The sequence below is a fragment of the Brevibacillus panacihumi genome (assembly GCF_003710985.1).
Lineage (GTDB): Bacteria > Bacillota > Bacilli > Brevibacillales > Brevibacillaceae > Brevibacillus > Brevibacillus panacihumi.
On record NZ_RHHT01000046.1, the window covers coordinates 60,989 to 86,539 of the forward strand.

Sequence of the window (25,551 nt, forward strand, 5' to 3'; positions counted from 1 at the left end):
ATGAGCCTGCCAAAAGAACGCTGCGCAGCGAAGCATGTTTGGGATAGGAGGACTTATTGGTGCAGGACGATTGGTTGATGATTCAACAGGTGCACGATGGAAATCGGGAAGCCTACGCGCATCTTGTGAACAAATACAAGGACAGATTGTACAGCTTCCTCTATCGAATGACAGGCCAGTCACAGGATGCCCAGGACCTAACACAGGAGGTTTTTCTCAAAGCGTACTGCAGTCTGGACAAATATAAGCCCACAGATGCCTTTTTGGCCTGGCTCTACCGGATTGCATCCAATCTGTGTGTAGATGCTTGGCGAAAAAACAAGCGTTACTCTGGTGCTCCGCTGGAAGAAACGCTGTTAATCGAGACACAGACTCCGGAGCAAGTTTATCTGAAAAAGGAAAAACAGGATGTCTTGCAAGCGCACATCATGGCTTTGGGGGAGGACTACCGCGCCGTTTTTTTGCTGAAATATATGGAACAGCTCAGTTACAAGGAAATTGGCGACATTTTGCAATTGCCCGTCACCACGGTTCAGATGCGAATCCATCATGCCAAAAGAAAGCTGCGAACTGGTCTTGCGCAAGAAATGTCAGGAGGTGCTGCGATCTATGAAATGCTCCAGAACTGATGCATTGCGCGCCTATATGAATGGAGAGCTTTCGGAAATGGAGAGCAGACTCCTGGAACGGCATGTAGAACGTTGCCTTTCTTGCCAATTGCAGATGGAGACAGAAGAGGATTGGGAACCGGGGGATTTGCAGGTTCAAAGTGAACTGCCGCCCGATTTTAGCCAAAAGGTGATGCAGGCCGTGGAGGATCTTCCTGTTCCGGTTCCGAAACCCGATTGGAAAAAAAGGAGTGTGACCATATTGAAACGTACGACAGTAGCCGTGGCGAGTGTTGCCGCATTGATTACATTTACTTCGATGGTTTCCCCTACATTTGCAAGCTATGTGAACAGCGTCATTCAATCTATTCAGGGCGTTGACAAGGGGATGAAACAAGCTGCGGAGAATGGCTACGCCCAGGAGATCAACAAGCAAACGACAGATCAAGGAATTACCCTGATAGTAAAGGAAGTCGTAGCGGATCCGATGAGGATTGCCATTTTTTGCGATGTCCTGGACCAGCAAGGCAATCGCATCTCGACAACTTCGATCCAAGGAGACGACATTCGCCTTGTTTTTAAAGAAAAGGAAGGCGCAGAGCTGCATGGGGGAGGCGGTTCGACGATCAGCCAGAGAGGCGAATATCTCGTACTCAACCAAGAAATTTTCAGCTTTCTGCCTGATCCGACAGACATCCCGGATGAGCTTTTCGTTGGCGTACATGCTGCGAGCCTGAAAGGAAAGCAAGGAAACTGGCTCATCGAGTTTCCTGTGGATATGAAAAAGGCGAAGGCACACGTAACCTATACGGACATCAATCAGCAGTACACGACGCCACAAGGCATTTCTCTCAGGCTTAACCGCATGATGACGGTTCCGAGCGCCAGTTTGCTTGAGCTGGAAACAGACTGGACAAAAGAGCGAACGGAACAGGTCGAGGCAATCATGAAGGAAAATGGCTGGGAAGCGGGGGAGCCTGAGAGAGGGAAAATTTCAAAAGCAGAGATAATGCAGGGTTATTTCAAAAGAATCGGCTTGGCGTATCAGATCATCGATGAACACGGGAAAGTCATCGCCGGATGGGATGATGCCTTGTATGATGAAGTGAATCAAATCAAGGCAAACACCGTAGACCTGACGAGAAGAGGAGTAGAGGCTCCAAACGAAAACCGGATTACAGCTTGGAATGGTTTTGCTCCGTTTGCCGACAACCAGAAATTGAATGTAAAACTCCACTCCTTGTACTTGTTTGAACCCGCAGCATTCAAGGCGCAAGTACCTGTTGACACGCTGATCAATGAACAGGTGACGATTGACAGCCAGGACAACCTCTTTTCGCTGACAGGCTTCCTACTGAAAACAACCGAGCAGGAAGAAAGGATTGGAGACTTTACCTATCGGGGTATAGGAGCAATCATTCCCTTCTCGGCGAAGCTTCCTGATGGGATCGTCTACACAAGCGAATGGAAGGCAAAGGATGAAAAGGGGAAAGAGTATCCTGTGTCGCGCAATGAAGCATACAGAAGAGGGGAAGACGGCCGGGTGGAAGTGAAGGGAAGCTTGTATATCCGGGGACTGGATCATCAACCGAAGACGTTGGTCTTGTCCTATGAGGTCCAGCAGCGACAGTACCGCGATCTTGACTGGGAGGTACCGATCAAAACAGGCAACTGACAAGCGCGATAAAGGAACATCCCCCTCTTCCTCAAAGAGGGGGATGTTTTATCTGCCTCCAAACCACTCCCACAGCTTCAGCACGAAAGCCGTAATGCCAGCCGCCATCAGCGGACCCACTGGTATTCCTCGCAAGAATACGATTCCGATGATCGATCCGATGACCAAGCCTACGATCATATGAGGCTCGGTACGCAGCAGATCAAGTCCCTTTCCATTCATCCAGGTAGCCAGCGCGCCGCCTGCAAGTGCTGTCAGGCCGATGACAGTCGTGAAGAGAGGCGTCACATCCTTCCAGGAGATTTTCTCGCTCGCGAATGGTACGAGGACAGATATGGTTAAAAAGAGCAGGCCCAACTCCAGCCCGCGGCGTTCTACAGTAGGAAAAAAACGTTCCAATGCCGTCAGCTTGAGCACCAACAAAATACTGGCGGCAGTAGCAATGATGGGTGAACGGCCAATTAACCCGATCACGATCAGGATGACGAGCATCACTTCTCCAGACATCATCGGCATCAAAACCCCTGTCCCTTTTCTCTTTTCACTCTATGAGACAAGGTGGGGAAGTATGCGCTTCTCCTTTACATAGGGAACCAGCCGGCAGTGGTCGACTTGCGCGCAATAAGCCAGATCATCGGTAAATCGATGCTGTACAAGCCGCTTTCCCGTAGTGGTATGCGGCAGCACGTCAGCCAGTCTGTCCGCTACATGCAGATAGCTTGCTTTCAACGCTTGCCCCAGATCGCACATTTCGATCTGGGGCAGCTTCCTTTCTGCCACCGTAACCATCAATCCGGCAGCCAAACCGTCCTCCAGCGCGAACTCCGAACGGGTGCCAGCGCAGTACAGGGTGATGTCTTGATGCTGCTCCAGTGCATGGGTGATGCAAGCCGTTGCATTGAGGAAGCAGCCGATCAGAACAGATACGGCCTTCTCTGCCTTTTGGATTGCCCGCGTTCCATTTGTCGTTGTCAGAATCAGGGGGTGGCCGGATGATTGTGCTGTGATGATTTGCGTAGGGGAATTATTGTAATCAAACTCCGCGATTTTGCGGCAGTGGCGTTCGCCTGCGAGCAGACATCCGGGTGTGTGCAGCGCTTGTGCCTGACCGATCGTCTCGACCGGAAGAACCATGGAGAAGCCACATTCAAGCGCCGTCACGATGGTGCTGGCTGCACGCAGGACATCGATGACGATCACGACGCGGTTGCGGATCTGATCCGCACGGATTTCCTCCACCGTCGGCACGACCTCTATTCGCACGGAGCAGCACTCCTCTGGGCGAAACGGGCTGCGGTATCACCCCGCAGGCCACGGCGCAGCGTCTCCACCGACAAGACATCGGAATAAGCGATATTGCCCAGGTGAACATTGCTGCCAAGCGTTTGGATCAGGTGGACCTGCTGCTCTTTTTCGGGAGCCTCCCAAATAAGCCTTGTGCCCATCTCTTTTGCTGCATCTGTGACATCCTGGACAAATAGCTGATCAATGTTGCCGTTTCGATCGAAAACCCCGACTGTACCGCTTTCTCTCGCCTCCACGATGACGTGGCTGGCACCTGCATCGAGATCAGCTGCAAGCGTCTGCAGCAGCTCCTCTTTTTCCGCGCGGTAGTTGGCATCCTTTTTCCCGAATTCTGTATAGACGGTCAAGCCGCAAGCCAAGCCGCTCATAATGGCTTCCCTGCGCTCCTTTTGCGAGAGAGGGAAGGTACCGTCGGAGATTTCGACAGCGGTGAAGCCGAGCTGACAGATCGTTTCCATATACTGGGATACAGGGGTGCTGAGAAGAGCTATTTCAAAAAACGTCCCGCCTGGCATAATCTGCAAGCCGTATGCCTTGGCCAGCTCCAGTTTTTGCCGCAATTGTGCCGTCGGATATAGAGCGGCTGTCCCAAAGCCAAGCTTGCATATATCGATATAAGGAGATGCGAGCTCAAGCAGGTCACGGAATGCGCTGATTCCCGCCCCTTTGTCGATGACCATCGTGAGTCCCTTGCGCTGCCGCTCGGCACTTCTGCTTCCGGATGGGTCGCTCCAGGATAGCGGGATCATGCTTCCAGGATTGTCAAAACGTTCTGGCATAGGTGGTTTCCTCATTTCTCAAGACGTTTCGTACAGTCTATGCCCAGCCAAAAGAAGGAGTGAAGCGCGATCCCGTAGGCGATTGCCCAAGAAAAGTGCTGAAATGGGCGTACAAGCATAGAGTGAGAACAAGGGGGGACGAGATTCGATGTGGGAAAAAGCGATCATGGGCATGGCAGCCTTGCGGGTGTTTTCCGGGAGCTTGGAGATTCTTGCTGCCTTGCTGATTCTAAAGGTAAATCAGGTAGAAAAGGCCTTGTTGATCAACTCTGGCTTGGCTATTGTGGGGCCGCTGGTGCTGTTGACAAGTACGGCAGTCGGTTTGCTGGGAATGACAGATCGGATCAGCTTCGCCAAAATAGGTTGGATATTGCTGGGCATCTCCTGCATATTGATCGGTGTCCGCAAATAATCCATCCTTGCAAAGTTGTTGCTAATCTCCATCTTGTTTGGGAAAGATACGTGGTGAGTTGCACACGACAAGGAGGGGAATGCAAGTGATGGATGCATTGGAGAATCGCATAGCTTATTTGCGGGGATTGGCAGATGGATTGGATGTCGGCACACAGACTTCGGAAGGAAAAATGCTGGCGGAGATGATTGAAATCCTCGATGAGATGCACGCCGAGATCCATGTGCTGCATAGCCGAATCGAGGAGACAGAGGATTACGTCGAGGCAATTGATGAAGATCTGGAGGACATCGAGCGTTTGCTGTTTGAAGACGAGGATGATCTTTATGAGACTGTGGGCGACTGCCCAGAGGATGACGTGGATCTTGATCTGGATGCATCGGATGACATGTACGCCTACGATCCGCAAGAGGAGGAAGAATTCGAGACCTCCTATGAGTTTACTTGCCCAAGCTGTCAAAAAGGGATCATGCTTCACGAGGGCAAGGACGAGGAAGGGTACCTTCACTATGTGATCGAGCCCTACCCGCAATCAAAAGGATTCGAGCCGATCAATCCGACCTGAGCATGCATTGCCCGATTGTTTTCGAATGCGATTCTTACTCCAAAAGTCTGTCTGCATGCGCGACAAAGCGCTGCGACAGGCTTTTTTCCTTTTCAACTGATCTACGTCACATCGCTTTTTTTAGCATAAACCTCGTCCACGCACGCATAGGATGGAGGTAAGTCAATGCTGGACAAAGGTGATAAGGAGGGTTCATCCATGCAAGAGATCATGGCAATTCTGCCGGCATCCGTGCGAAGCATCATAACTGCGCTCCCCTCCACGGTCCTCGAAGTATTGGAAGAAATCCGTCTTCGGCAAAATCAGCCATTGGAAATTCGATACGGTCAACAAACCAGCTACGTGACCCCGGCTGGTCAAATCACTTCCATCGCCAGACAAGGATGGGTCTTCACGCAAGATCATGTGGTCAAGCTGTTGAACCAGGTAAGCCAGCATTCCTTGTACGCATTGGAAGAGGAGCTGAAGCGGGGGTACATCACCGTGGTAGGGGGCCATCGCATCGGAATTGCAGGCAAAGTAGTGCTGGAGCGCGGCGATGTAAAAGGCATACGCGATGTGACGAGCTTCAACATACGGATTGCCCGTGAGAAAAAAGGAGTCGCGCAAAAAGTGATGCCCTATCTGTTTGAAAAAGGAAATCTGCAAAACACCCTCGTCATCTCCCCGCCGATGTGCGGCAAAACGACATTGCTGCGCGACATAGCCCGGCAGGTCAGCTACGGGAGCGAGTGGTCCTCCAGTCGCAAGGTAGGCATTGTGGACGAACGCTCCGAATTGGCGGGCTGCCTGCAGGGGGTGCCACAGCGCGATGTCGGCCCGCGCACAGATGTGCTTGACGCTTGTCCCAAAGCAATCGGGATGATGATGCTGATCCGTTCCATGTCTCCGGATGCCCTGATCGTGGACGAGATCGGCAGACCCGAAGATGGCGATGCAGTCTGGGAAGCCATCCATGCAGGCGTCGCTGTCATCTGCTCGGCTCATGGGTCCAACGTAGAGGAGGTAGCAAGAAGGCCGATGCTGGGCAAGCTGATCCGTCACGGGGCCTTTTCCCGCTACATCGTCTTGAGTCGAAGCCGAGGTGTGGGCACCATCCAGGCGATCTACGACAGCAGCCTGAATCCGGTAAAAAGGGAACTGCCCGCATGATCAAGCTGATTGGAGCATTGATGGTCCTCGTCTCCGCATCGATGGTCGGCTGGCAAATCAGCCGGACCTACGTCAAGCGTCCCGTTCAGCTTCGCGCCCTGCTGGTAGCACTGCAGATGCTGGAGACGGAAATCGTCTACGGTCTTACCCCTCTGCAACGGGCATTTTTCAAAGTGGGACAGCGAGTCAACAAGGAAGTCGGGAATCTCTTTCTGTCTGCTGCGGAACTGCTGGAGCAGGGTAGGGCGCTGTCGGCTGAGGAGTCCCTGCAAAAGGCCATGATGCGTCACTGGCCCCAGACCGCTTTTCGCAAGCAGGAGCAAGAAGTGCTGGCGAGCCTTGCGCAGGTGCTTGGATCCTCCGATCGGGAAGACCAGCAAAAGCATTTGCGACTTGCCGTCACACATCTGCGGGGGCTGGAGGAAGAGGCGCGTGCCGAACAAGATAAATACGAAAAAATGTATAAAAGTCTCGGTTTCTTGGGTGGGCTGCTGGCAGTCATCCTGATGTTTTAAAGGCGAGGTGTTCACAAGTGGATTTTGATTTGACACCTGTTTTCCAAATCGGAGCGGTAGGCTTCATTACAGCCATCCTGCATACCGTCTTAAAGCAGGCAGGCAAGGAAGATATCGCACACTGGGCGACGCTGGTCGGGTTCATTATCGTGCTCTACATGGTTGCCCACTATGTCGGCGACCTGTTTACCGAGGTAAAACGCGTCTTCCTGTTCAAATAGGAGGGAGACAGATGGAGATCGTACAAATTGTCGGCCTTGGGCTGGTCGCAACCATTCTCGCGCTGGTCATCAAGGATCAAAAGCCCATGTTTGCATTCCTGATCGCCATCGCGAGCGGCGTCATTATCTTTTTCTTTCTCATCGGCAAAATCGCGGAGGTCATCCAAATCCTGGAGAAACTGGCCGTCCAGGCAGACCTGAATCTCGTGTTTCTAGAGACGATCTTAAAAATCATCGGAATTGCGTATATCGCGGAATTCGGCGCACAAATCACAAGAGATGCGGGACAAGGCGCCATCGCATCCAAAATCGAGATGGCAGGCAAGGTTCTCATTCTCGTCATGGCGGTCCCGATCATCCAAATTATTATCGAGACTGTAATCGACCTGTTGCCAGCGTGAGGGGAGGGGAATGTCGATGACGCGATACCGTTGGATCAGCGCATGCATGCTCTTCCTGTTTCTTTTGCTCACGCCTGTACAAGCTGTCTTCGCTGCCTCTGCCGCCCCCGCCAATCCCATCAATGAGCTGGTGCGGCAGCAGGTTAGCCATCTCAATACCGAAAGTGTCGAGCAGTATTGGAAAAAGCTTCAGCAGGAATACCAGGGCTACCTTCCTGATCTCAAGGCGAAGGGCTTTGTCCAGATGCTCATGCAGGAGGGAGAATTCAGCCTTTCGAGTTTCTTGAAGGGACTCATGAAATTCGCCTTTCACGAAATCCTGATGAACGGCAAACTGCTCAGCTCTATCATCGTCATCACCGTTTTTGCCATGATCCTGGAGACGATGCAAAACGCCTTTGAGCGCAACACGGTCTCCACGGTAGCTTATTCCATCGCCTACCTGGTTTTGATGGTGCTGGCGATCAACAGCTTTCATCTGGCGATTACCTACGCCAAGGACGCGATCGTCAACATGTCCGACTTCATGCTGGCGATGATCCCGCTGGTGATAGCGCTTTTGGCGTCGGTAGGAAATCTGGCGACGGCGACGATGTTCCATCCGCTGATCATCTTCATGATCAACATCAGCGGCATGATGATTACGTACGTAGTGTTTCCCCTGTTGTTTCTTTCGGCCATGCTCTCTATCGTCAGCATGTTTTCGGAACGCTACAAGGTCACTCAACTGGCTACTCTACTTCGCAATATCGCGATGGGGGTGCTGGGATCGTTTTTAACCATATTCCTGGCGGTGATCTCGATTCAGGGAGCCACCTCGGCTGTGACAGACGGCGTCACGCTGCGGACAGCCAAGTACCTCACAGGGAATTTCGTGCCGATTGTCGGTCGCGTATTCTCCGACGCGGCGGATACCGTCCTGAATGCATCGCTTCTGGTGAAGAATGCGATTGGCCTGGCTGGCGTCATCATTTTAGTGATCCTCTGCGCCTTTCCGGCTATGAAGATTCTCGTCCTTGCCCTGATCTACAATCTCTCGTCAGCGGTGCTGCAACCTCTCGGAAACAGTCCGATCATCAGTGCTTTGGGCACGATCGGCAAAAGCCTCCTGTTCGTTTTCGCCGCGCTGGCGACAGTTGGCCTGATGTTTTTTCTGGCGATTACCATCATCATCGCAGCGGGCAACATCTCTATGATGGTTCGGTAGGTGAGGAAGATGACCTGGTTAACCTTATGGCTGAAAAAAATCATCCTGCTCGTCCTGCTTGCCGCCTTTCTTGATTTGATCCTGCCCAACACCACCTTGCAGCGCTACGTGAAAATGGTGATGGGGCTGATCCTGCTGCTCACCATCATCTCTCCCTTGTTCGCCCTGTTCAATCTGTCGCAGGACGACCTGGCGTTGCGTCTGGACCGCTATCAGGAGGAGTTGAACAAGCCGGCAGACAGCGAATGGAAGCGGATCACCAGTAAACTGCTGAGCCACCAAAGCGAGCAAACCACCGCCTACGTACAAGCCCAGATCAGCGCGGCAGTGAAAACAAGAGTGAAACAAGTATACGGAATGGATGTCCAGCATATAGAAATTCAGATGGACAAATCCAATCCCGACCAGCCCGTCCTGCAGCGAATCGCTCTCATCGTCGAAGACAGCGACAGCCAGGAAAAGCGTTCAGAGCAGACACCCGTGCAACCGATTCAACCCATTCAGCCCGTAGACATCCAGATCAGTACACCAGCAGTCAAAACAGACCGCGCACCGCCCGATCGGGAAGTGAGCGCGCGCCAGGACAATCCGGTTCATGCGCGCATCGCATCCGATATCGCCCTTCAATGGGGACTTGCCGCAGATCAGGTAACTGTGACGGACGAGTCTCCAGCAACTGGTAAACAGTAGACGGACATGTCCAAAAAAGTGAGGTGAGAAGAATGCTGGAGAAGTTGAAAAAATGGTGGGAAGGCGACGGGGGCGGGGCGAAAAAGCTGAAGCCGATCCACTACTTCATCGTCGTTTTGGGCATTGGGCTGGCAATCATGATTTTGACCGACTTCATGCGAGTAGAAAAAGATCAGCCGCTCGGGTTTGGCTCACTTGGCAATGACTCGACTGGTCCGCCTGCTGGCGAGCTGGCAAGTCCGGCGATGGGCCCAGCTCCCGTACCGGATGTAATCGCGGAGTACGAGAACATTTACGAAACGCAATTGCGTGAGATTCTTTCAACCGTCGTCGGGGTCGGTGCCGTAGAGGTCATGGTCAATCTGGACTCAACGCCAGAGTTGATTGTGGAAAAAAACACCAACACCCGATCCTCGACCAATCAGGAGACGGATAAGGATAAAGCGACCCGCAATCAAAACGATCAGTCCCGTGACGAGGAGGTGGTCATTGTCCAAGGCGGCAAGCAAGACCAGCCAGTCATCGTCAAAACCATGAAGCCTCGCGTCCGTGGCGTTCTGGTCGTTGCGAAGGGCGCCGACAACATCCAGGTGAAAGCGTGGATTACCGAAGCCGTGCAAAAGGTATTGGACGTTCCGGTTTACAAGATATCGATTTTGCCAAAAAAAGGGTAGGAGGTAATGGTCTATGATTTTAAGAAAGCAAACGGTGTGGTTGTTGACAATGCTGGCAGTCATGGTGGTTCTGTCCGGTTATTATCTCGCCAAAGGTCCACAGGAGCAGGTCCCGACATCCGGACAGCAGCAGGCGGTAGAAAAGCAGGAACAAATCTCAGGAGTCGTCGTGGAATCCCACGAAGTCGATATTGCGCCTGATGCGAAGCCAGTCGACGGCAAGAGCGGACAGCCAGTAGCCCAAGCAACCAAAGAAGAGACGCCAAAGGATCAAGCCAAGAGCAATTCCCCCGCTGCTGTAGCTCCCGTCTCGGAGACGGCAAGCGAGATCTTCCAGGGCTATAAAATGAAACGCGAAGCGCAGTTCCAGCAGCAGAAGGATGAGCAGCTCGCGATCATGAGCAGCCCGGATTCTTCGCCGCAGGCCGTGGCCGAAGCGAAGGCCAAGTTCGAAGAGTTGTCCACGCAGGATACTGCTACGACGAATGTGGAAGAGATGCTGAAGGCAAGCGGCTACCAGGATGCGGTCGTCTTCATGCAAAATGACAAAGTGACCGTCATTGTGCAAAAAAATGAGCTGAGCCAGAGTGAAGCGGTCGAAATCATCGCGCACGTCAAGGAGCATCTGAATGTTCCGGCTACTAACGTAAAGGTTCAATTCAACGCTTCCTAAACACGCCGCCGACTTATAGGAAGGGGCCATATCGGGCATGATGGTAAGGATTTCCTCGCCTTTCTTACGGGAAAAGCAGGGAAATCCTTTCTTGACGTGCATCTGGCGACAAGCTACCATGGTTTTATGGTCTGGCCATCTGCTACATATGGAACTCCCTGAGACATTTATTGAAGTGAAGGAGTGCTTTTCGTTGAATATCCATGAAATTCGAGAACTTATTAAGCTAATTGATCAATCATCCATTCAAGAATTCAAGCTGGAATTAGAAGGCGCCAAAGTAAAGCTGACCAAATCCTCCGGCAAGGAGACAGTGGTAGTCACCCAGTCGGCGGTACCTGCTCCAGTCTTGCAGGCGGCTCCGGCACCTGCAGCACCGGTCGCAGCGCCAGTTGCAGCACCTGCTGCAGCGGAAGCACCGAAAGCTGCACCCGCAGCACCTGCTGCCGATGATGCCAACCTGCACAAAATCGTATCTCCGATGGTAGGGACCTTCTACAGCGCGCCAGAACCAGGCAAGCCTGCCTACGTGAAAGCCGGAGACAAGGTGAGCGCAAACAAGGTAGTGTGCATCGTGGAAGCGATGAAGCTGTTCAATGAGATCGAAGCTGAAGTAAACGGCGAAATCGTCAAGGTCCTGGTAGAGGACGGTCAACTGGTCGAATACGGTCAGCCTTTGTTTTTAGTAAAGCCGGAATAAGGTGGGGGAGAGCGAAATGTTCCAAAAAGTATTGATTGCCAATCGCGGAGAGATCGCTGTGCGGGTCATTCGCGCATGCCGCGAGCTGGGCATTCGTACGGTCGCTGTCTACTCCGAAGCGGATAGTGAAGCGCTTCATGTCAAATTGGCCGACGAAGCTTATTGCATTGGTCCAAAAACATCAAAGGAAAGCTATCTGAACGTAACCAGCATCATGAGCGTTGCGACTAAGGTAGGAGCAGATGCCATCCATCCCGGTTACGGCTTTTTGGCTGAAAACGCGGATTTTGCAGAGATTTGCGCTGCCTGCAACATCACTTTTATCGGTCCTGATCCGGAAGCGATTGTGAAAATGGGCGACAAGGCCACTGCGAAGGAAACAATGAAAGCGGCAGGCGTCCCTACGGTTCCCGGTACAGACGGCTTGATCGAGGATATTGCCGAAGCTATTCAAACAGCCAATGAGATTGGCTATCCCGTCATGGTCAAGGCGACAGCGGGCGGCGGCGGACGCGGGATGCGGGTTGCCGTCGATGACGCAGATCTGGAAAAAGCCATTCGCCAGGCGCAGAACGAAGCCAAGACAGCATTTGGCAATCCGGGCGTCTACCTGGAGAAATTTGTGGAAGGACCGCGCCATGTCGAGATTCAGATCATGGCAGACAAGCACGGCAACGCTGTCTATTTGGGAGAGCGGGACTGCTCGATTCAGCGGCGCCATCAGAAGCTGATCGAAGAAGCTCCATCGCCTGCGCTCGGCGAGGAATTGCGCCAGCAGATGGGGGAAGCAGCGGTAGCAGCCGCCAAGGCGGTCTCCTACCACGGTGCAGGGACGGTCGAGTTCCTTCTGGATAAACACGGCAAATTCTATTTTATGGAAATGAATACGCGGATTCAGGTAGAGCACCCGGTCACGGAACTGGTCACAGGCTATGACCTGATCAAGGAGCAGTTGACGGTAGCGGCAGGGGAACCCCTCTCGTTCCGCCAGGAAGACATCCGTCTGAATGGTTGGGCTATCGAATGCCGGATCAATGCGGAGAATCCAGCGAAAAACTTCATGCCGTCGCCTGGCCGGATTACCGAGTACCTTCCTCCAGGAGGCTTTGGCGTGCGCGTCGACAGCGCTGCTTATGCCGGCTATTCCATTCCGCCCTACTACGATTCGATGATTGCCAAGCTGATCGTCTGGGGCAAAGATCGCCAGGAAGCGATCGAGAGAATGAAGCGGGCATTGGACGAATTTGTCGTGGAAGGTATTACGACAACCATTCCGTTCCATTTGAAAGTGTTGGATCATGAGGTGTTCGCCAGCGGAAATTTTGATACCAAATTCCTCGAAACCTATGATCTCAAGCTTGATGCCGAATAAAGAGCAAGTTTGTAAAACAGCAGTCTACTTGCTATAATGGAATACAAATCCAAAGGGAGGTGCGAAGCGTGGAAGAATTTACTCCGGATCTAGATAGAACAGAATTAGGAAAGGTCCAGATCGCCCCTGAAGTCTTGGAAGTGATTGCTGGCATGGCTGCCGCAGAAGTGGAAGGCGTGGCTTCGATGAGCGGCGGCTTCGTTGGGGATATAGCGGAACGCTTGGGCCGTAAAAATATAGCTCGCGGAGTCCGCGTTGAGGTCGGTTCCCGTGAAGCGGCTGTAGATGTATCCATTATTGTGAAATACGGACACCGAATTCCAGAAGTCGCCCGTAATATTCAAGATAGTGTGCGCAACGGCATTGAGAGCATGACCGGACTGTCGGTCGTCGAAGTCAATGTACATATTGTAGACGTAGAGTTGAAGGCTGAAGAAAAAGCACCGGTAACAACTGTAGTGGAAGACTATCAGCGGGTTCGCTGACAAGCTGCGGATGGATGCCCCCTACTTACAGGGGGCATTTTCCACTAGCGCGCCCGGCACGTCCTGCACGTCGGCCATGACGATGAAGCACCCGAACCGCGCCCTGGATAGATAAGATAAGCAGGGCTGAAGGAGAGATGCAAGTGAACTTGTTTGATCGGTTTATCCTAACGATTTACAGTTTTGCGCTGATCGTATTATCCTGCGTGATGATCGCGGTTACCAGCGGCTGGTTTTCCCAAGACCTGTTTCGTCCCTACATGGAACAGATTCTGTCAGGCACCAATATCGCCTACCTGATCGTCGCGATCATCTTCCTCATCGTCAGTCTCCGATTCTTTTTCAGTTCCTTCCGTTTCAAAAAATCCAAAGAGGATCGCAGTATCCGCCAGCGCAGCGATCTGGGGGAAATCAACATCACCATCCAGACGATCCAGACCATCGCGGAACGAGCAGCCAGACGCGTCAAGGGTGTACGAGATCTGCGCAGCGGTATCAAACTGCTGGAGAGCGGCACGATGATCACTCTGCATGTCTCGGTAGATGGGGAAACCCCGTTTCCCGAACTCACCCACAATCTGCAACATGACGTCAAAGATCAGGTGGAGACCATCACCGGTCTGCTGATTTCCGAAGTAAAAATCGTCGTGACTGAGGTGGCTCAACAAGAAAACTACGCGGCACGCAAGCGTGTGGAATAGAAGGTGAACACCATGATTTGGGAGTTGTTGTGGGAGCACAAGGGGAAGCTATTGGGGATATTGGCCGGTATTTTTTTCGGCATCATCTACCTTATCGTCGGTTTTTGGGATACACTGGTCTTTGTCGTGTTTATCGGAACCGGATATTACATAGGCCGCAAACTGGATCACAAGGAAGATCTGCGGGAAATCCTCGATCGGATTCTTCCTGGGAAATTTCGGTGACATCGGCGCGGGAGTCATGATCAGGGCTGGTCTGCTCCCACACTCACTTTAATGAGCAGGTGAAAGAAATGAAGCGTAGAACAGCACGAGAAAAAGCAGTCCAATGCCTGTTTCAGATCGACATGGCAGAAGTCCCGCTGAATGAAGCAATTGCACTGGTGATGGAGGACTCACAAGAAGATACCACGTTTTTACGGTATTTGCTGGACGGCGTGATCCGTAATCAGAATGAAATTGACAGTGAAATTAAAAAGTATCTGCGCGGCTGGAAGCTGGAGCGGATTGCCAACGTAGACCGCGCGATTCTGCGGCTCGCGTTCTTTGAGATCATGTATGAAGAGCAGACGCCAGACAAGGTCGTGATGAATGAGGCAATTGAGATTGCCAAGCTTTTCAGTGACGAGCAATCCCACCGTTATATCAACGGCGTATTGTCCAGCTTCCTGCATGCTCGTGAAACAGCACAGGCATAAAGGCAGGGGATACTAGGATGACGAAGGTATTGTTGGGCATTGATACGAGCAATTACCGGACATCACTCTGCCTGGCTCGGGAAGACGGCCGGATTGTCGCGGAAGCAAAACGCCTCCTGAAGGTGAAGGAGGGAAAACGCGGTCTGCAACAATCCGAAGCCGTCTTTCAGCATGTGATGAACTTGCCAGAGCTAAGCGAGCAGATGAAATGGGAAGAGCACGAAATTGTCGCGATTTGCGTCAGTGAAAAGCCGCGCCCAGTGGACCAGTCGTACATGCCTGTCTTCAAGGTAGGAGAAGGATTGGCCAAGTCGCTTTCGATCTACTTGCAGGTGCCGCTTTATTTGACGACTCACCAGGAGGGCCATATCGCGGCAGGGGAATACACGGCCCAAGAGCGTCCTGCAGAGGACCGCTTTTTGGCGGTTCACCTCTCAGGGGGAACAAGCGAAATCCTGTTGTGTGAGCGGCAGGCATCTGGTTATGCGATTGAAAAGGTCGGTGGAACCATTGACCTGCATGCTGGCCAACTGGTGGATCGGATCGGCGTCGCGATGGGTATGTCCTTCCCTGCAGGGCCGCAGATCGAGGAGTTGGCGAAGCAGGCAGAGGGAGAGTTCCGCGTCTCCTCATCAGTAGACGGGCTCACATTCAGCTTCTCGGGACCAGAAGCCTCCCTTTTGCGGGCTATTTCAACTGGAGATGCGACTCATGCGCAGATTGCGCGGGCGACTGAGCAATGCATTGCCAACACCTTGGAAAAGGCATTGCGTCACGCGATCGAACAAGGCTTGCCCCGCGACATCCTGATCGTCGGCGGAGTTGCCGCCAACCAGTACATGCGCGAGCGCTTGATCAAACGTCTCGAGCATCCCGCAGTGAAGGCCAAGCTGTACTTCTGTGATCCGGTATACTCCGGAGACAATGCGTACGGAGTAGCAATGCTCGGTTGGATGAAGCAAAAGACGAACAATAATCAATCTTGAATGTTTCATATTTCGCCTTTACAGGGTGTTGTCAAATCGGTACACTAAAGGTATCGACGTTATAGAAGGAGGCTATTTCTCCATGCCTGCAACCATTCTTCAAGGAAAAGAAGTAGCGAAAAGCATTCGTGCCGAATTGGCAGAGGAAGTCGCCGGACTGAAACAACAGGGAATTACACCTGGTCTGACCGTGATTCTTGTGGGAGATGATCCCGCTTCCCATTCCTATGTACGGGGGAAATCAAAAGGCTGCGAGGAAGTTGGCATTCAATCCGAGGTGATTTTGAAGGAGACTTCCACGACCCAAGAGGAGCTTCTGGAAATCATCCAGCAATTGAATCAAAATCCGAACGTTAATGGGATTTTGGTCCAATTGCCATTGCCATCCCATATCTCGGAGGAGGCAGTTTTGGATGCCATCGATCCGAGCAAGGATGTGGACGGTTTCCACCCGATCAATGTCGGGAATATGGTGATCGGCAAGGAGACCTTGCTTCCGTGTACTCCACATGGAGTGATTGAATTGATCAAACGCACAGGAACAGAGATCGCGGGCAAGCATGCCGTCGTGATCGGACGAAGCAACATCGTTGGGAAACCCGTCTCGCTCCTGCTGCAACGTGAAAATGCTACAGTTACGATGTGCCACTCGCGTACGAAGGATTTGCCATCCTTCACCAAAATGGCGGATATTCTCGTCGTAGCAGCCGGTAAAGCGCATATGATCGGCAAAGAGCATGTGAAGCCCGGAGCGGTAGTGATCGATGTCGGGGTCAACCGCAATGAAGCTGGAAAGCTGGTTGGGGACGTCAAGTTTGACGAAGTCCAGGAGACAGCCAGCTATTTGACGCCAGTGCCGGGCGGAGTCGGACCGATGACCATCACCATGCTCCTGAAAAATACGGTAGAAGCCGCAAAGCAGCAAGCCAAACGCAGATAAGTCGGGAACCAATCATCCGGGAAATGGGAGTCGAAAACCCATTTCCCGTTTTCAGTCGAGGGGGGAGCGGCCTATGGCCATTCAAGATATCCTATCCGTCAGTCAGTTAAATCGCAGCATCAAGCTTCTGCTGGAGAGAGATCCGCACTTGCAGGATGTTTGGGTGAGAGGAGAAATTTCCAATTTTACCCATCACTCCAGCGGACACATGTATTTCACGCTCAAGGATGATCAGTCGCGGCTCAAGGTCGTCATGTTCGCCAGCTACAACCGCTTTCTGCGCTTCCTCCCCAAGAACGGGACCAAGGCGATTGTGCGCGGTTCCATCTCGGCTTTTGAACGGGATGGAGCGTATCAGTTGTATGCAAAAGAAATGCAGCCGGACGGACTCGGCTCGCTGTACCTGGCTTTTGAGCAGCTAAAGGAAAAGCTGGCGCAGGAAGGCTTGTTCGCAGTGGAAAGAAAGCGCCCTTTGCCGCGTTTTCCGAAAAGGGTCGGAGTCGTCACCTCTCCTACAGGAGCGGCAATCCGTGACATCTGCATCACCATCAGACGCCGCTACCCGCAAGCGGACATCGTCTTGGCCCCCGCGATTGTCCAGGGGGTGGAAGCTCCGCACTCCATCGTCAATGGCATTCGCAATCTCAACCGGCTCGCGGGCATCGATGTCATGATCGTAGGGCGTGGTGGAGGCTCGATTGAGGAACTGTGGGCATTTAATGACGAGCAGGTCGCACGCGCGATTGCCAGCTCGGCAATACCCGTGATTTCCGCTGTGGGACACGAGACCGATGTGACCATTGCCGATTTCGTCGCAGATGTTCGTGCAGCTACTCCGACGGCTGCGGCAGAACTGGCAGTGCCCCATTACCTGGAATGGCAGCAGCGCGTTGAGCAGCTTGAGATGAGAACCCAGCGGGCGATGCGCCAGCTCGTCATGCAGGAGCGAAAACGTCTGCAGGGGCTGGTCCAATCATATGCGATGCGTCAGCCTCAGCGCAGGCTGGAGGAAGCAGCTCAGCGGCTCGACCAAGCCCAGTTGCGAATGAGACAAGCCATGCGTCAGCTCATGCGGCTGCGCCGTGAGCAATACATTCGACTGGAGGAGCAGATCAGACGGTATCGCCTTGCCGATCACGTGAAGGAACGAAGAGAAAAAGTACGTACCCTGCGTTTGCGCCTCGATGAGCGAATGAACGCAGCATTGAAGCAAAAAAAGCTGGAATTCGCCTCCCGCCTGGCTCACCTGGATGCAGTAAGTCCCTTGAAGGTGATGCAGCGAGGCTTTTCCCTGGTTTATTCCGGAGATCAGCTGGTGAAATCCGTGGAGCAGTTTGCCACTGGAGACGAGCTCATGGTACGATTAAGCGATGGCAGCGCTACGGCGCGCGTGGAACGAATAGAGCGGGAGGAGAAAGAAAATGGCTCGCAAAAAAGCTGACGTGTCCCCCGAAGAGATGGACATGCCGTTTGAAGAAGCAATGAAGCGATTGGAAGAAGTCGTACAGCGTCTGGAAGAGGGCGATATCCCCTTGGAGGAATCCATTCATCTGTACCAGGAGGGAGTGACGCTGTCCCGAATCTGTGGACAGAAGCTCGAGGCGATCGAAGCCAAGATCACCCAACTGGTTGAGGAAGACGGACAAGTAAAGCAAAAGGCGTTTCGTCTGGAAGGGGAAGCATGATGGTCGATTCTCTCCATACCTACCTCGAAGAAAAGACTGCTTATATTGAAACGCATCTGGTACCAGCCTTGGAGAAAGAAGGCGTACCTGCCTCCTTGTACGAATCGATGAAATACTCGCTCATGGCAGGTGGCAAACGCTTGCGCCCGATGCTTGTCCTAGCTGTGCTGGAAGCATTGGAAAAGCCGCTGGAGCGTGGCATTCCTTTTGCCTGCGCCCTCGAAATGATTCATACGTATTCCCTCATTCACGATGATTTGCCTGCGATGGATGACGACGACCTGCGCCGCGGCAAGCCGACGAATCACAAGATGTTCGGCGAGGCGACGGCGATCTTGGCAGGGGATGCGCTATTGACGCGGGCCTTTTCCTACATAGCGGAGTCCTACTTGACGGACGCGGATGTACAGCCGACCACTACCGTGAAGCTGATCGCCGAGCTGGGCAAGCGGGCTGGCGCAACCGGGATGGTCGGGGGCCAAATGGCGGACATCGAAGGCGAAGGAAAGAGGCTCGATCTGACGCAGCTCGAGTATATTCACCAGCATAAAACGGGCGATCTTTTGGTTGCTGCACTGCGCGGCGGCGGGTATCTGGCAGAAGCAAGCGAGCGCCAGATGAAGGCGTTGACGCATTACGGGTTCTGTATCGGCCACGCTTTTCAGATCCAGGACGATATATTAAATGTCGAGGGTGACGAGAAGCAGCTCGGCAAGGCAGTAGGAAGCGATGCCGACCGGGAAAAAGCTACTTACCCGTCTTTGTTGGGCCTGGAAAAATCCAAGGAACGTCTTGATGCCTTGATCACGGAAGCCAAAACAGCACTCGTTGAAGTCGGCTTGCAGCATTCGGCACTGCTACCCCTGGCAGACTATGTCAAGAACCGAACCAAATAACGGACAGGAAAAGCTGGCTTCCGTCTAGGGAGAACCAGCTTTTTTTCGGATTGGCAAGCTGTTCGCATGAATCGCCCGTAACAACGGGATTCTGCAAACCGTAATACAACATAAAACCACAATCAAGCATTTCCTTTTTATTGGAAATGAATCACCTCCAGTTAGGAAAAGTGGTGTTTTTGATAAGAAACCGTTATAATGAATCAAGCTGATTCAAGAAAAAAATCCAGTGGCATTGCCTCAAAAGGCGGAGCCCTTTTTGCATGAGCAGGATAATTGGATCGCAGCATGCCGAATCACCGGAGAAGCAACCAGTTGAAAGTGAGGAATACTCAATGCTGCTTACGAAGATAAATGATCCCCAGGATTTGAAAAAATGCACCTTGCCAGAATTGTATACGCTCGCAGGCGAAATCCGTCAGTTTCTCGTAGAAAACCTCTCCAAGACAGGCGGACATCTTGCACCTAACCTTGGCGTGGTCGAACTGACGCTGATTCTTCACTATGCCTTCAATAGCCCGAAGGATAAGCTGATTTGGGATGTAGGCCACCAGGCGTACGTACATAAGATATTGACTGGCCGCCGCGAGATGTTTCCGACCTTGCGCCAGTACAAAGGCTTGTGCGGTTTCCCAAAAATGAACGAAAGCCCGCATGATGTCTGGGAGACGGGACACAGCAGCACGTCTTTGTCTGCTGCGATGGGGATGGCTACAGCCCGTGATCTGAAAAAAGAGAAGAACCACGTCGTTGCCGTGATCGGGGACGGCGCCCTGACAGGCGGAATGGCGCTGGAGGCATTGAACCACATCGGGCATGAGCAAAAAAATGTCATCGTGGTATTAAACGACAATGAAATGTCCATCGCGCCCAACGTAGGGGCCTTGCATAATTATTTGGGTAAATTGCGTTCGGCGCAGAACTATCAGTGGGCTAAAGGCGAATTGGGACATTGGATCAAATCGGTCCCTGCTGTTGGCGGAAAGCTGATGAATCTGGCAGAACGCTTCAAGGACAGCATGAAATATCTGCTCGTCTCCGGCGTCCTTTTTGAAGAACTGGGCTTCACCTATATCGGACCAATCGACGGACACAACATGGAGCTGCTCCTGGAGACGATGAAAATCGCCAAACAAAACAAAGGTCCGGTATTGATTCACGCCATCACCAAAAAAGGAAAAGGCTATGCGCCTGCAGAAGCGGATTCCGTCAAGTTTCACGGGGTCGGCACTTACAAGATCGAATCCGGTGATACGGCAAAATCTGCGCCAACTTATACCTCCGTCTTTTCGGACACCATGATTCGCTTGGCGCAGGAGGATGATCGGCTTGTTGCAGTGACGCCTGCCATGCCTGCGGGTTCCGGCTTGATCCCATTTGGGGAAAAATATCCCGACCGCCTCTTTGACGTCGGAATTGCCGAACAACACGCTTGTACATTTGCGGCTGCGCTTGCTACGCAAGGCCTGAAGCCCGTTCTGGCGATCTACTCGACCTTCCTGCAGCGCGCCTATGATCAGTTGATTCACGACGTAGCAAGGCAGAAGCTGAATGTCGTGTTTGCTGTCGACCGTGCCGGTCTGGTAGGAGCAGACGGCGAGACGCATCAGGGGATGTACGACATCGCTTTCATGCGAACAGTCCCCAACATGGTAATCATGGCGCCGAAGGATGAAAATGAACTGCGATTGATGATGAAGACAGCATCGGTGTACGAAGACGGACCGATCTCATACCGCTATCCGCGTCTCCCAGTACGAGGGGTCGAATTGGATGAGGAGCTGCATCCGCTGCCGATCGGGAAGGCGGAGATCGTCAAAGATGGCAAGCATGTCGCCATTTTGGCTTTTGGACATATTTACGAAATTGCCGAGCAGGCGGTCGAGCAACTCAAGCGGGAAGGCATCCACCCCATGCTGGTCAACGCACGCTTCTGCAAGCCGCTTGATGAAGAACTGCTGTCCCGTTTGGCACAGGAAGGGTACAAGATCATCACGGTGGAAGAAGGTGCCGAGATGGGCGGCTTCGGCAGCGCGGTCGTCGAGTACTTCGCGCAAGCGGGCTACCATGATGTCCCTGTGCAAATCGTAGCTGTTCCGGATTATTTCGTGGAGCACGGCAGCGTGAAGGAACAGCGGAGCGAAGTAGGACTGACGGCAGAGAACATCGCTGCCCGTGCTCGCGCCTGGATGCCTGTGACGAAAGGCGTTGTGGAAGCATGAGTGTGAGAAAGGAACGGCTGGATGTCCTCCTCGTCGAGCGCGGACATTATGAAACCCGTGAAAAGGCAAAGGCAGCCGTTATGGCTGGTCTGGTTCAGGTCGCGGGCGAACGGTGCGACAAACCGGGGACGAAGATTGCCGAGGATGCCGTTATTGCGGTAAAAGGAGAAGTGCACCCTTATGTCAGCCGGGGAGGCCTCAAGCTGGAGAAGGCATTGCGGGTCTTTGGCATCGATATGAGCAATCGCGTGATGATGGACATCGGGGCTTCGACAGGAGGATTTACCGATTGTGCCCTGCAGCACGGCGCGCGACGCGTGTATGCCATCGATGTCGGGTACGGACAGCTTGCCTGGAGTCTTCGGCAGGACGAGCGGGTGGTAGTGATGGAGAGGACCAATTTTCGCCACCTGGACCCCGAGGCATTTGAGCATGAAAAACCGGATTCCGCCTCCATCGACGTTTCGTTTATTTCGCTGAAAATTATTTTGCCTGTGCTGTACCGTTTTTTGCAGGAGAATGGCGATGTCGTCGCATTGGTCAAACCGCAGTTTGAAGCGGGGAAAGAAAATGTGGGCAAAAACGGCATCGTCCGCGACCCTGCCATTCACGAGGCTGTCCTTGCTGACATGGGCCAGTTCGCCTTGGGACTTGGATTTTCTTTGCGCGGCTTGGACTTCTCGCCGATTACGGGAGGAGAAGGGAACATCGAGTTCGTGATGCATCTGCAAAAAAATACAGGTGGAATGGATGAAGCAGCATGGCGGGATCATGTAACGCAAGTGGTGCGTACCGCGCATGCAACATTGAAATAACAGAAAAACACAGAAGCCTCGAGTTTTTTGTCTCGATCGAGGCTTTTTATTTATGCATAAGAAGTTGTATACTTGTATAAGGATTTCCAACCAGTTTGGGGTGGGCCATGTGAAGAATATCGGAATCATCGTAAATAAAGGAAAGCCTGAGGCCCGGATCGTAGCCAGAGAGCTTCTTTACCTCCTCGAAATGCGCGGAGCCCAGGTGGTATTGGATGAAAGCGTAGCATCTGACGTAGGGAGACCGGAGTTGGGCATGACTGTTGAGGAGATTGGCAAACGAGCAGCTTTGATTTGCGTGCTCGGCGGGGATGGGACTCTGCTCGGAATCGCCCGTAAGCTGGCCGGCCGCTCGGTGCCGATTCTCGGGATCAATCTGGGTACGTTGGGCTTTTTATCAGAGGCAGAGCCCGACAACCTGCCTCATGCGGTAGATAATCTATTGTCAGGCCAATACGATATTGAAGATCGCATGATGCTGGAAGCGACATTGATACGCAAGGGCAATGCGCTTGGCAAGTACACGGCCATGAACGATATCGGCATCGCGAAAGGCTCCTTTTGCCGAATCATTCAGTGCGCCGTCTATCTCAATGATTCGTATGTGGCGACCTTTAGCGGCGACGGTGTGATTGTATCGACGCCGACAGGCTCCACAGCGTATTCCCTGTCCGCAGGCGGTCCAATCGTTGCGCCCAATGTAGACATGCTCCTGCTGACGCCAGTAGCGCCGCATTCGCTGACAGCAAGGCCGATGATATTTAGCGGGGAGGAGACCATTCGGATCGAGGTTGATGCCATTCACCAGGAGATGGGACTATCCATCGATGGACAATTGGGCTATCGCTTGGAGGGAGGAGACCAGATCTACATCCGGAAATCCCCGTACAGCACGCCGCTGATCAAGCTGAATAAAAGTGGCTTTTTCGAGGCGATTCGCACGAAATTTCAAGGAGAATGGGAGTAAATCACAATGAACAAAGGGCAACGTCATATCCGAATTCGTGACATCATCAACAACGAAGAGGTGGAAACACAAGATGAGCTCGTGGAACGTCTGCGGGCGGCTGGATACTCCGTGACCCAAGCGACGGTTTCTCGCGATATCAAGGAGCTTCATCTCGTTAAGGTACCGCTGCCTGATGGAAGGTACAAGTACTCGATGCCGACGGAGCAAAAGTTCAATCCGTTGCAAAAATTAAAACGCATGCTGGTGGATTCTTTCGTCAGCATCGATAACGCAGATCATTTTATCGTGTTGAAAACCTTGTCGGGGCACGCGAACGCGGTAGCCGAGCTGATCGACAACCTCCCTTGGGAAGAGATCATGGGGACGATCAGCGGAGACAATACGATTATGATCATATGCCGCTCGAAGGAACAGACAGATGAAGTGACACAGCGATTGTTGAAGATGCTGTAAAGGGTGGTACCAGGTATGTTAGTGGAACTTTCGATCCGAAATTTTGCGATTATCAAGGAAGTCACCATCTCGTTCCAAAAAGGCTTGAACATCCTGACGGGGGAAACAGGCGCCGGTAAATCCATTATCATCGATGCTTTGGGACTGCTGCTTGGCGGGAGGGCATCTGCGGATTTTGTCCGCTATGGTCAGGCCCGTGCAGAGGTAGAAGGCTTGTTTGAGCTTCCTGCGGGTCATCCAGCACTGGCAGTTTGTGAAAGCATAGGGGTGCAGATCGAACAGGATGGCATGCTGGTTGTGCGCAGAGACATCTCCAGCCAGGGAAAAAGCATCATCCGCCTAAACGGTCAGCTGATTACGCTGGCGATGCTGCGGGAGCTGGGACCATGGCTCGTGACTGTGCATGGACAGCACGACACCCATATGCTGATGCAGGCAGACAAGCACATCAACTGGCTGGACGCCTACGGGGAGCAAGCTCTTGGCGCAGCCAAGCAGGAGTACAGCAAGCTGTACGCTTCGTATCGTCGGACCAAGCAGGATCTGGAACATATGGCTCGCAATGATCGGGAGCTGGCGCAGCGGATCGATCTTTTGCAGTATCAGCTCAACGAGATCGAAGCGGCTTCCCTGACGCCTGGCGAGGATGAGAAGCTGGCCCAGCAGCGCAAGAAGTGGATGAATATCGAAAAGGTGTACGCCTCTATCCAGGATGCGTATCGTTCGCTCTACGGCGATCAGAAGGGCATGGACTGGCTCGGACATGCCATGAGCGAGCTGGAGCGCGTAGCCTCCTTTGACGAGCAGTTGACCCCGATCGTGGAGTCTGTGCAAAGTGCGTATTATCAAGTGGAGGATGCCGTTCATCAATTGCGCAACCTCTCGTACCAGATGGATTTTGACCCTGAGCAGCTGGCGGAAGTCGAACGCCGCCTCGATCAGATCCAAACCCTCAAGCGCAAGTACGGAAAAAATGTGGACGACATCCTGGAATACGCGGCCACCATTCAGGACGAGCTGGATGACATGCACCACTATGAGGATCGCCTGCTTCAGGTGCAGAGCCGTCTCCAAGAGCTGGCTGCAGACTTGGCTGTGGAAGCCCTGGAGCTGTCCGTCATCCGCAGGGACTGTGCAGACAAGCTGGCTAAAGAAATCGAGCAGCAGCTAAAAGAGCTGCATATGGAGCGTGCACGCTTCGCCATCGACGTTCGCCAGACAACGGATGAAGACGGTGTGGAGATCGAAGGAGTGCGCCGCCATATCGACGCCAACGGCATGGATCAGGTGGAGTTTCTGATCTCCCCCAACCCTGGTGAGCCCTTGCGCTCGCTTGCCAAGATCGCATCCGGCGGGGAGCTGTCACGGGTGATGCTGGCAATCAAGACGATTCTGGCCGGGACAGACCAGGTGGAAACCTTGATTTTTGACGAGGTGGACACGGGTGTAAGCGGGAGAGCCGCGCAGGCGATTGCGGAAAAGCTGGTGCGAGTAGCAAACAAACGGCAAGTGCTGTGCATTACCCATCTTCCGCAGGTAGCTTCCATGGCAGATGCCCATTTTCTCATCAAAAAAGAAATGAGCGAAATGGAAACGATGACCCGGGTCGAGCGTTTGTCAGATGACGAACGGGTAATCGAACTGGCAAGAATGCTCGGAGGAGCGGAAGTGACGACCAAAACAGAAGAACACGCGCGCGAGATGATCATGCTCGGGCGTGAACGAAAGGCTGCTCACTAGGGCAGTCTTTT

31 protein-coding genes are annotated in these 25,551 nt (G+C 52.8%); 28 read left to right on the forward strand and 3 right to left on the reverse strand.

Annotated elements, in window-relative coordinates:
* Window positions 1-59: 59 nt before the first annotated feature.
* Both EDM58_RS19100 and EDM58_RS19105 read left to right on the forward strand, forming a co-directional pair.
* Window positions 60-629 (forward strand): RNA polymerase sigma factor, encoded by a 570-nt coding sequence (locus EDM58_RS19100; protein WP_122914734.1) that lies wholly within the window; start codon window positions 60-62, stop codon window positions 627-629.
* Window positions 610-2,283 (forward strand): DUF4179 domain-containing protein, encoded by a 1,674-nt coding sequence (locus EDM58_RS19105; RefSeq protein WP_122914735.1) that lies wholly within the window; start codon window positions 610-612, stop codon window positions 2,281-2,283. The genes EDM58_RS19100 and EDM58_RS19105 overlap by 20 nt, the downstream gene beginning before the upstream one ends.
* 48 nt (window positions 2,284-2,331) lie before the next feature.
* Here EDM58_RS19105 and EDM58_RS19110 read toward each other — a convergent pair whose 3' ends face one another.
* The 3 genes from EDM58_RS19110 to comA are packed head-to-tail and all read right to left on the reverse strand — an operon-like array spanning window position 2,332 to window position 4,367.
* Window positions 2,332-2,793 carry a DUF441 domain-containing protein gene (locus EDM58_RS19110; RefSeq protein WP_122914802.1) on the reverse strand — a complete coding sequence of 154 codons (462 nt, stop codon included), beginning with the start codon at window positions 2,791-2,793 and terminating at the stop codon, window positions 2,332-2,334.
* 36 nt (window positions 2,794-2,829) lie between these two features.
* Complete coding sequence (locus EDM58_RS19115; protein WP_122914736.1) at window positions 2,830-3,546, reverse strand: 2-phosphosulfolactate phosphatase; 717 nt, start codon at window positions 3,544-3,546, stop codon at window positions 2,830-2,832.
* Entirely contained in the window at window positions 3,537-4,367 is an 831-nt protein-coding gene (comA, locus tag EDM58_RS19120; RefSeq protein WP_122914737.1) for a phosphosulfolactate synthase, read from the reverse strand. The genes EDM58_RS19115 and comA overlap by 10 nt, the downstream gene beginning before the upstream one ends.
* Before the next feature lie 148 nt (window positions 4,368-4,515).
* On the opposite strand from comA, the gene EDM58_RS19125 reads away from it, so the two are divergent.
* The 26 genes from EDM58_RS19125 (at window position 4,516) to recN (ending at window position 25,540) form a co-directional block, all read left to right on the forward strand.
* Window positions 4,516-4,779: a YqhV family protein gene (locus EDM58_RS19125; RefSeq protein ID WP_023554571.1), complete on the forward strand. Its 264-nt coding sequence runs from the start codon at window positions 4,516-4,518 to the stop codon at window positions 4,777-4,779.
* An 88-nt stretch (window positions 4,780-4,867) separates the two neighbouring features.
* Window positions 4,868-5,344 (forward strand): CD1247 N-terminal domain-containing protein, encoded by a 477-nt coding sequence (locus EDM58_RS19130; protein ID WP_342769043.1) that lies wholly within the window; start codon window positions 4,868-4,870, stop codon window positions 5,342-5,344.
* A gap of 198 nt (window positions 5,345-5,542) precedes the next feature.
* Window positions 5,543-6,496 (forward strand): stage III sporulation protein AA, encoded by a 954-nt coding sequence (gene spoIIIAA / locus EDM58_RS19135; protein WP_122914803.1) that lies wholly within the window; start codon window positions 5,543-5,545, stop codon window positions 6,494-6,496.
* Window positions 6,493-7,011 (forward strand): stage III sporulation protein SpoIIIAB, encoded by a 519-nt coding sequence (gene spoIIIAB / locus EDM58_RS19140; RefSeq protein ID WP_122914739.1) that lies wholly within the window; start codon window positions 6,493-6,495, stop codon window positions 7,009-7,011. Before spoIIIAA ends, spoIIIAB begins: the two co-directional genes overlap by 4 nt.
* A 17-nt stretch (window positions 7,012-7,028) precedes the next feature.
* A complete protein-coding gene (gene spoIIIAC / locus EDM58_RS19145; RefSeq protein ID WP_023554567.1) occupies window positions 7,029-7,232 on the forward strand; it encodes a stage III sporulation protein AC in 204 nt (67 codons plus the stop codon).
* 11 nt (window positions 7,233-7,243) lie between these two features.
* On the forward strand, window positions 7,244-7,633 hold the full coding sequence (gene spoIIIAD, locus EDM58_RS19150) for a stage III sporulation protein AD (protein WP_023554566.1): 390 nt from the start codon (window positions 7,244-7,246) through the stop codon (window positions 7,631-7,633).
* A gap of 16 nt (window positions 7,634-7,649) precedes the next feature.
* Entirely contained in the window at window positions 7,650-8,840 is a 1,191-nt protein-coding gene (gene spoIIIAE, locus EDM58_RS19155) for a stage III sporulation protein AE (protein ID WP_122914740.1), read from the forward strand.
* A 9-nt stretch (window positions 8,841-8,849) separates the two neighbouring features.
* Window positions 8,850-9,530, forward strand: coding sequence for a stage III sporulation protein AF (spoIIIAF, locus tag EDM58_RS19160; protein WP_122914741.1), 681 nt, complete (start codon window positions 8,850-8,852; stop codon window positions 9,528-9,530).
* Window positions 9,531-9,562: 32 nt separating this feature from the next.
* A complete protein-coding gene (gene spoIIIAG, locus EDM58_RS19165) occupies window positions 9,563-10,204 on the forward strand; it encodes a stage III sporulation protein AG (protein ID WP_122914742.1) in 642 nt (213 codons plus the stop codon).
* A gap of 13 nt (window positions 10,205-10,217) precedes the next feature.
* Complete coding sequence (locus EDM58_RS19170; RefSeq protein ID WP_122914743.1) at window positions 10,218-10,877, forward strand: SpoIIIAH-like family protein; 660 nt, start codon at window positions 10,218-10,220, stop codon at window positions 10,875-10,877.
* Between the two features lie 193 nt (window positions 10,878-11,070).
* Window positions 11,071-11,577, forward strand: coding sequence for an acetyl-CoA carboxylase biotin carboxyl carrier protein (gene accB, locus EDM58_RS19175; RefSeq protein WP_122914804.1), 507 nt, complete (start codon window positions 11,071-11,073; stop codon window positions 11,575-11,577).
* Between the two features lie 16 nt (window positions 11,578-11,593).
* The gene (accC, locus tag EDM58_RS19180; RefSeq protein WP_122914744.1) at window positions 11,594-12,949 is read left to right on the forward strand and encodes an acetyl-CoA carboxylase biotin carboxylase subunit; all 1,356 of its coding nucleotides are present in this window, start codon (window positions 11,594-11,596) and stop codon (window positions 12,947-12,949) included.
* Between the two features lie 68 nt (window positions 12,950-13,017).
* Window positions 13,018-13,434 (forward strand): Asp23/Gls24 family envelope stress response protein, encoded by a 417-nt coding sequence (locus EDM58_RS19185; RefSeq protein ID WP_023554559.1) that lies wholly within the window; start codon window positions 13,018-13,020, stop codon window positions 13,432-13,434.
* 137 nt (window positions 13,435-13,571) lie between these two features.
* Window positions 13,572-14,135: an alkaline shock response membrane anchor protein AmaP gene (amaP, locus tag EDM58_RS19190; protein ID WP_183187562.1), complete on the forward strand. Its 564-nt coding sequence runs from the start codon at window positions 13,572-13,574 to the stop codon at window positions 14,133-14,135.
* Between the two features lie 12 nt (window positions 14,136-14,147).
* Window positions 14,148-14,360, forward strand: a complete 213-nt coding sequence (locus EDM58_RS19195; protein ID WP_023554557.1) for a DUF2273 domain-containing protein — start codon at window positions 14,148-14,150, stop codon at window positions 14,358-14,360.
* A gap of 68 nt (window positions 14,361-14,428) precedes the next feature.
* A complete protein-coding gene (nusB, locus tag EDM58_RS19200) occupies window positions 14,429-14,833 on the forward strand; it encodes a transcription antitermination factor NusB (RefSeq protein WP_122914746.1) in 405 nt (134 codons plus the stop codon).
* 17 nt (window positions 14,834-14,850) lie between these two features.
* Window positions 14,851-15,819 carry a tRNA (adenosine(37)-N6)-threonylcarbamoyltransferase complex transferase subunit TsaD gene (locus EDM58_RS19205; protein ID WP_122914747.1) on the forward strand — a complete coding sequence of 323 codons (969 nt, stop codon included), beginning with the start codon at window positions 14,851-14,853 and terminating at the stop codon, window positions 15,817-15,819.
* 82 nt (window positions 15,820-15,901) lie between these two features.
* A complete protein-coding gene (folD, locus tag EDM58_RS19210; RefSeq protein ID WP_122914748.1) occupies window positions 15,902-16,759 on the forward strand; it encodes a bifunctional methylenetetrahydrofolate dehydrogenase/methenyltetrahydrofolate cyclohydrolase FolD in 858 nt (285 codons plus the stop codon).
* A gap of 73 nt (window positions 16,760-16,832) precedes the next feature.
* Window positions 16,833-18,200 (forward strand): exodeoxyribonuclease VII large subunit, encoded by a 1,368-nt coding sequence (gene xseA, locus EDM58_RS19215; protein WP_122914749.1) that lies wholly within the window; start codon window positions 16,833-16,835, stop codon window positions 18,198-18,200.
* Window positions 18,181-18,444, forward strand: a complete 264-nt coding sequence (gene xseB / locus EDM58_RS19220; protein WP_023554552.1) for an exodeoxyribonuclease VII small subunit — start codon at window positions 18,181-18,183, stop codon at window positions 18,442-18,444. Before xseA ends, xseB begins: the two co-directional genes overlap by 20 nt.
* Window positions 18,444-19,340, forward strand: a complete 897-nt coding sequence (locus EDM58_RS19225) for a polyprenyl synthetase family protein (protein WP_122914750.1) — start codon at window positions 18,444-18,446, stop codon at window positions 19,338-19,340. Before xseB ends, EDM58_RS19225 begins: the two co-directional genes overlap by 1 nt.
* A 335-nt stretch (window positions 19,341-19,675) precedes the next feature.
* On the forward strand, window positions 19,676-21,562 hold the full coding sequence (gene dxs, locus EDM58_RS19230) for a 1-deoxy-D-xylulose-5-phosphate synthase (RefSeq protein WP_122914751.1): 1,887 nt from the start codon (window positions 19,676-19,678) through the stop codon (window positions 21,560-21,562).
* A complete protein-coding gene (locus EDM58_RS19235) occupies window positions 21,559-22,377 on the forward strand; it encodes a TlyA family RNA methyltransferase (RefSeq protein ID WP_122914752.1) in 819 nt (272 codons plus the stop codon). Before dxs ends, EDM58_RS19235 begins: the two co-directional genes overlap by 4 nt.
* Before the next feature lie 109 nt (window positions 22,378-22,486).
* Window positions 22,487-23,344: an NAD(+)/NADH kinase gene (locus EDM58_RS19240; protein WP_122914753.1), complete on the forward strand. Its 858-nt coding sequence runs from the start codon at window positions 22,487-22,489 to the stop codon at window positions 23,342-23,344.
* Between the two features lie 6 nt (window positions 23,345-23,350).
* A complete protein-coding gene (ahrC, locus tag EDM58_RS19245) occupies window positions 23,351-23,800 on the forward strand; it encodes a transcriptional regulator AhrC/ArgR (RefSeq protein ID WP_122914754.1) in 450 nt (149 codons plus the stop codon).
* A gap of 15 nt (window positions 23,801-23,815) precedes the next feature.
* On the forward strand, window positions 23,816-25,540 hold the full coding sequence (gene recN / locus EDM58_RS19250) for a DNA repair protein RecN (RefSeq protein ID WP_122914755.1): 1,725 nt from the start codon (window positions 23,816-23,818) through the stop codon (window positions 25,538-25,540).
* The last annotated feature ends 11 nt before the right edge of the window (window positions 25,541-25,551 follow it).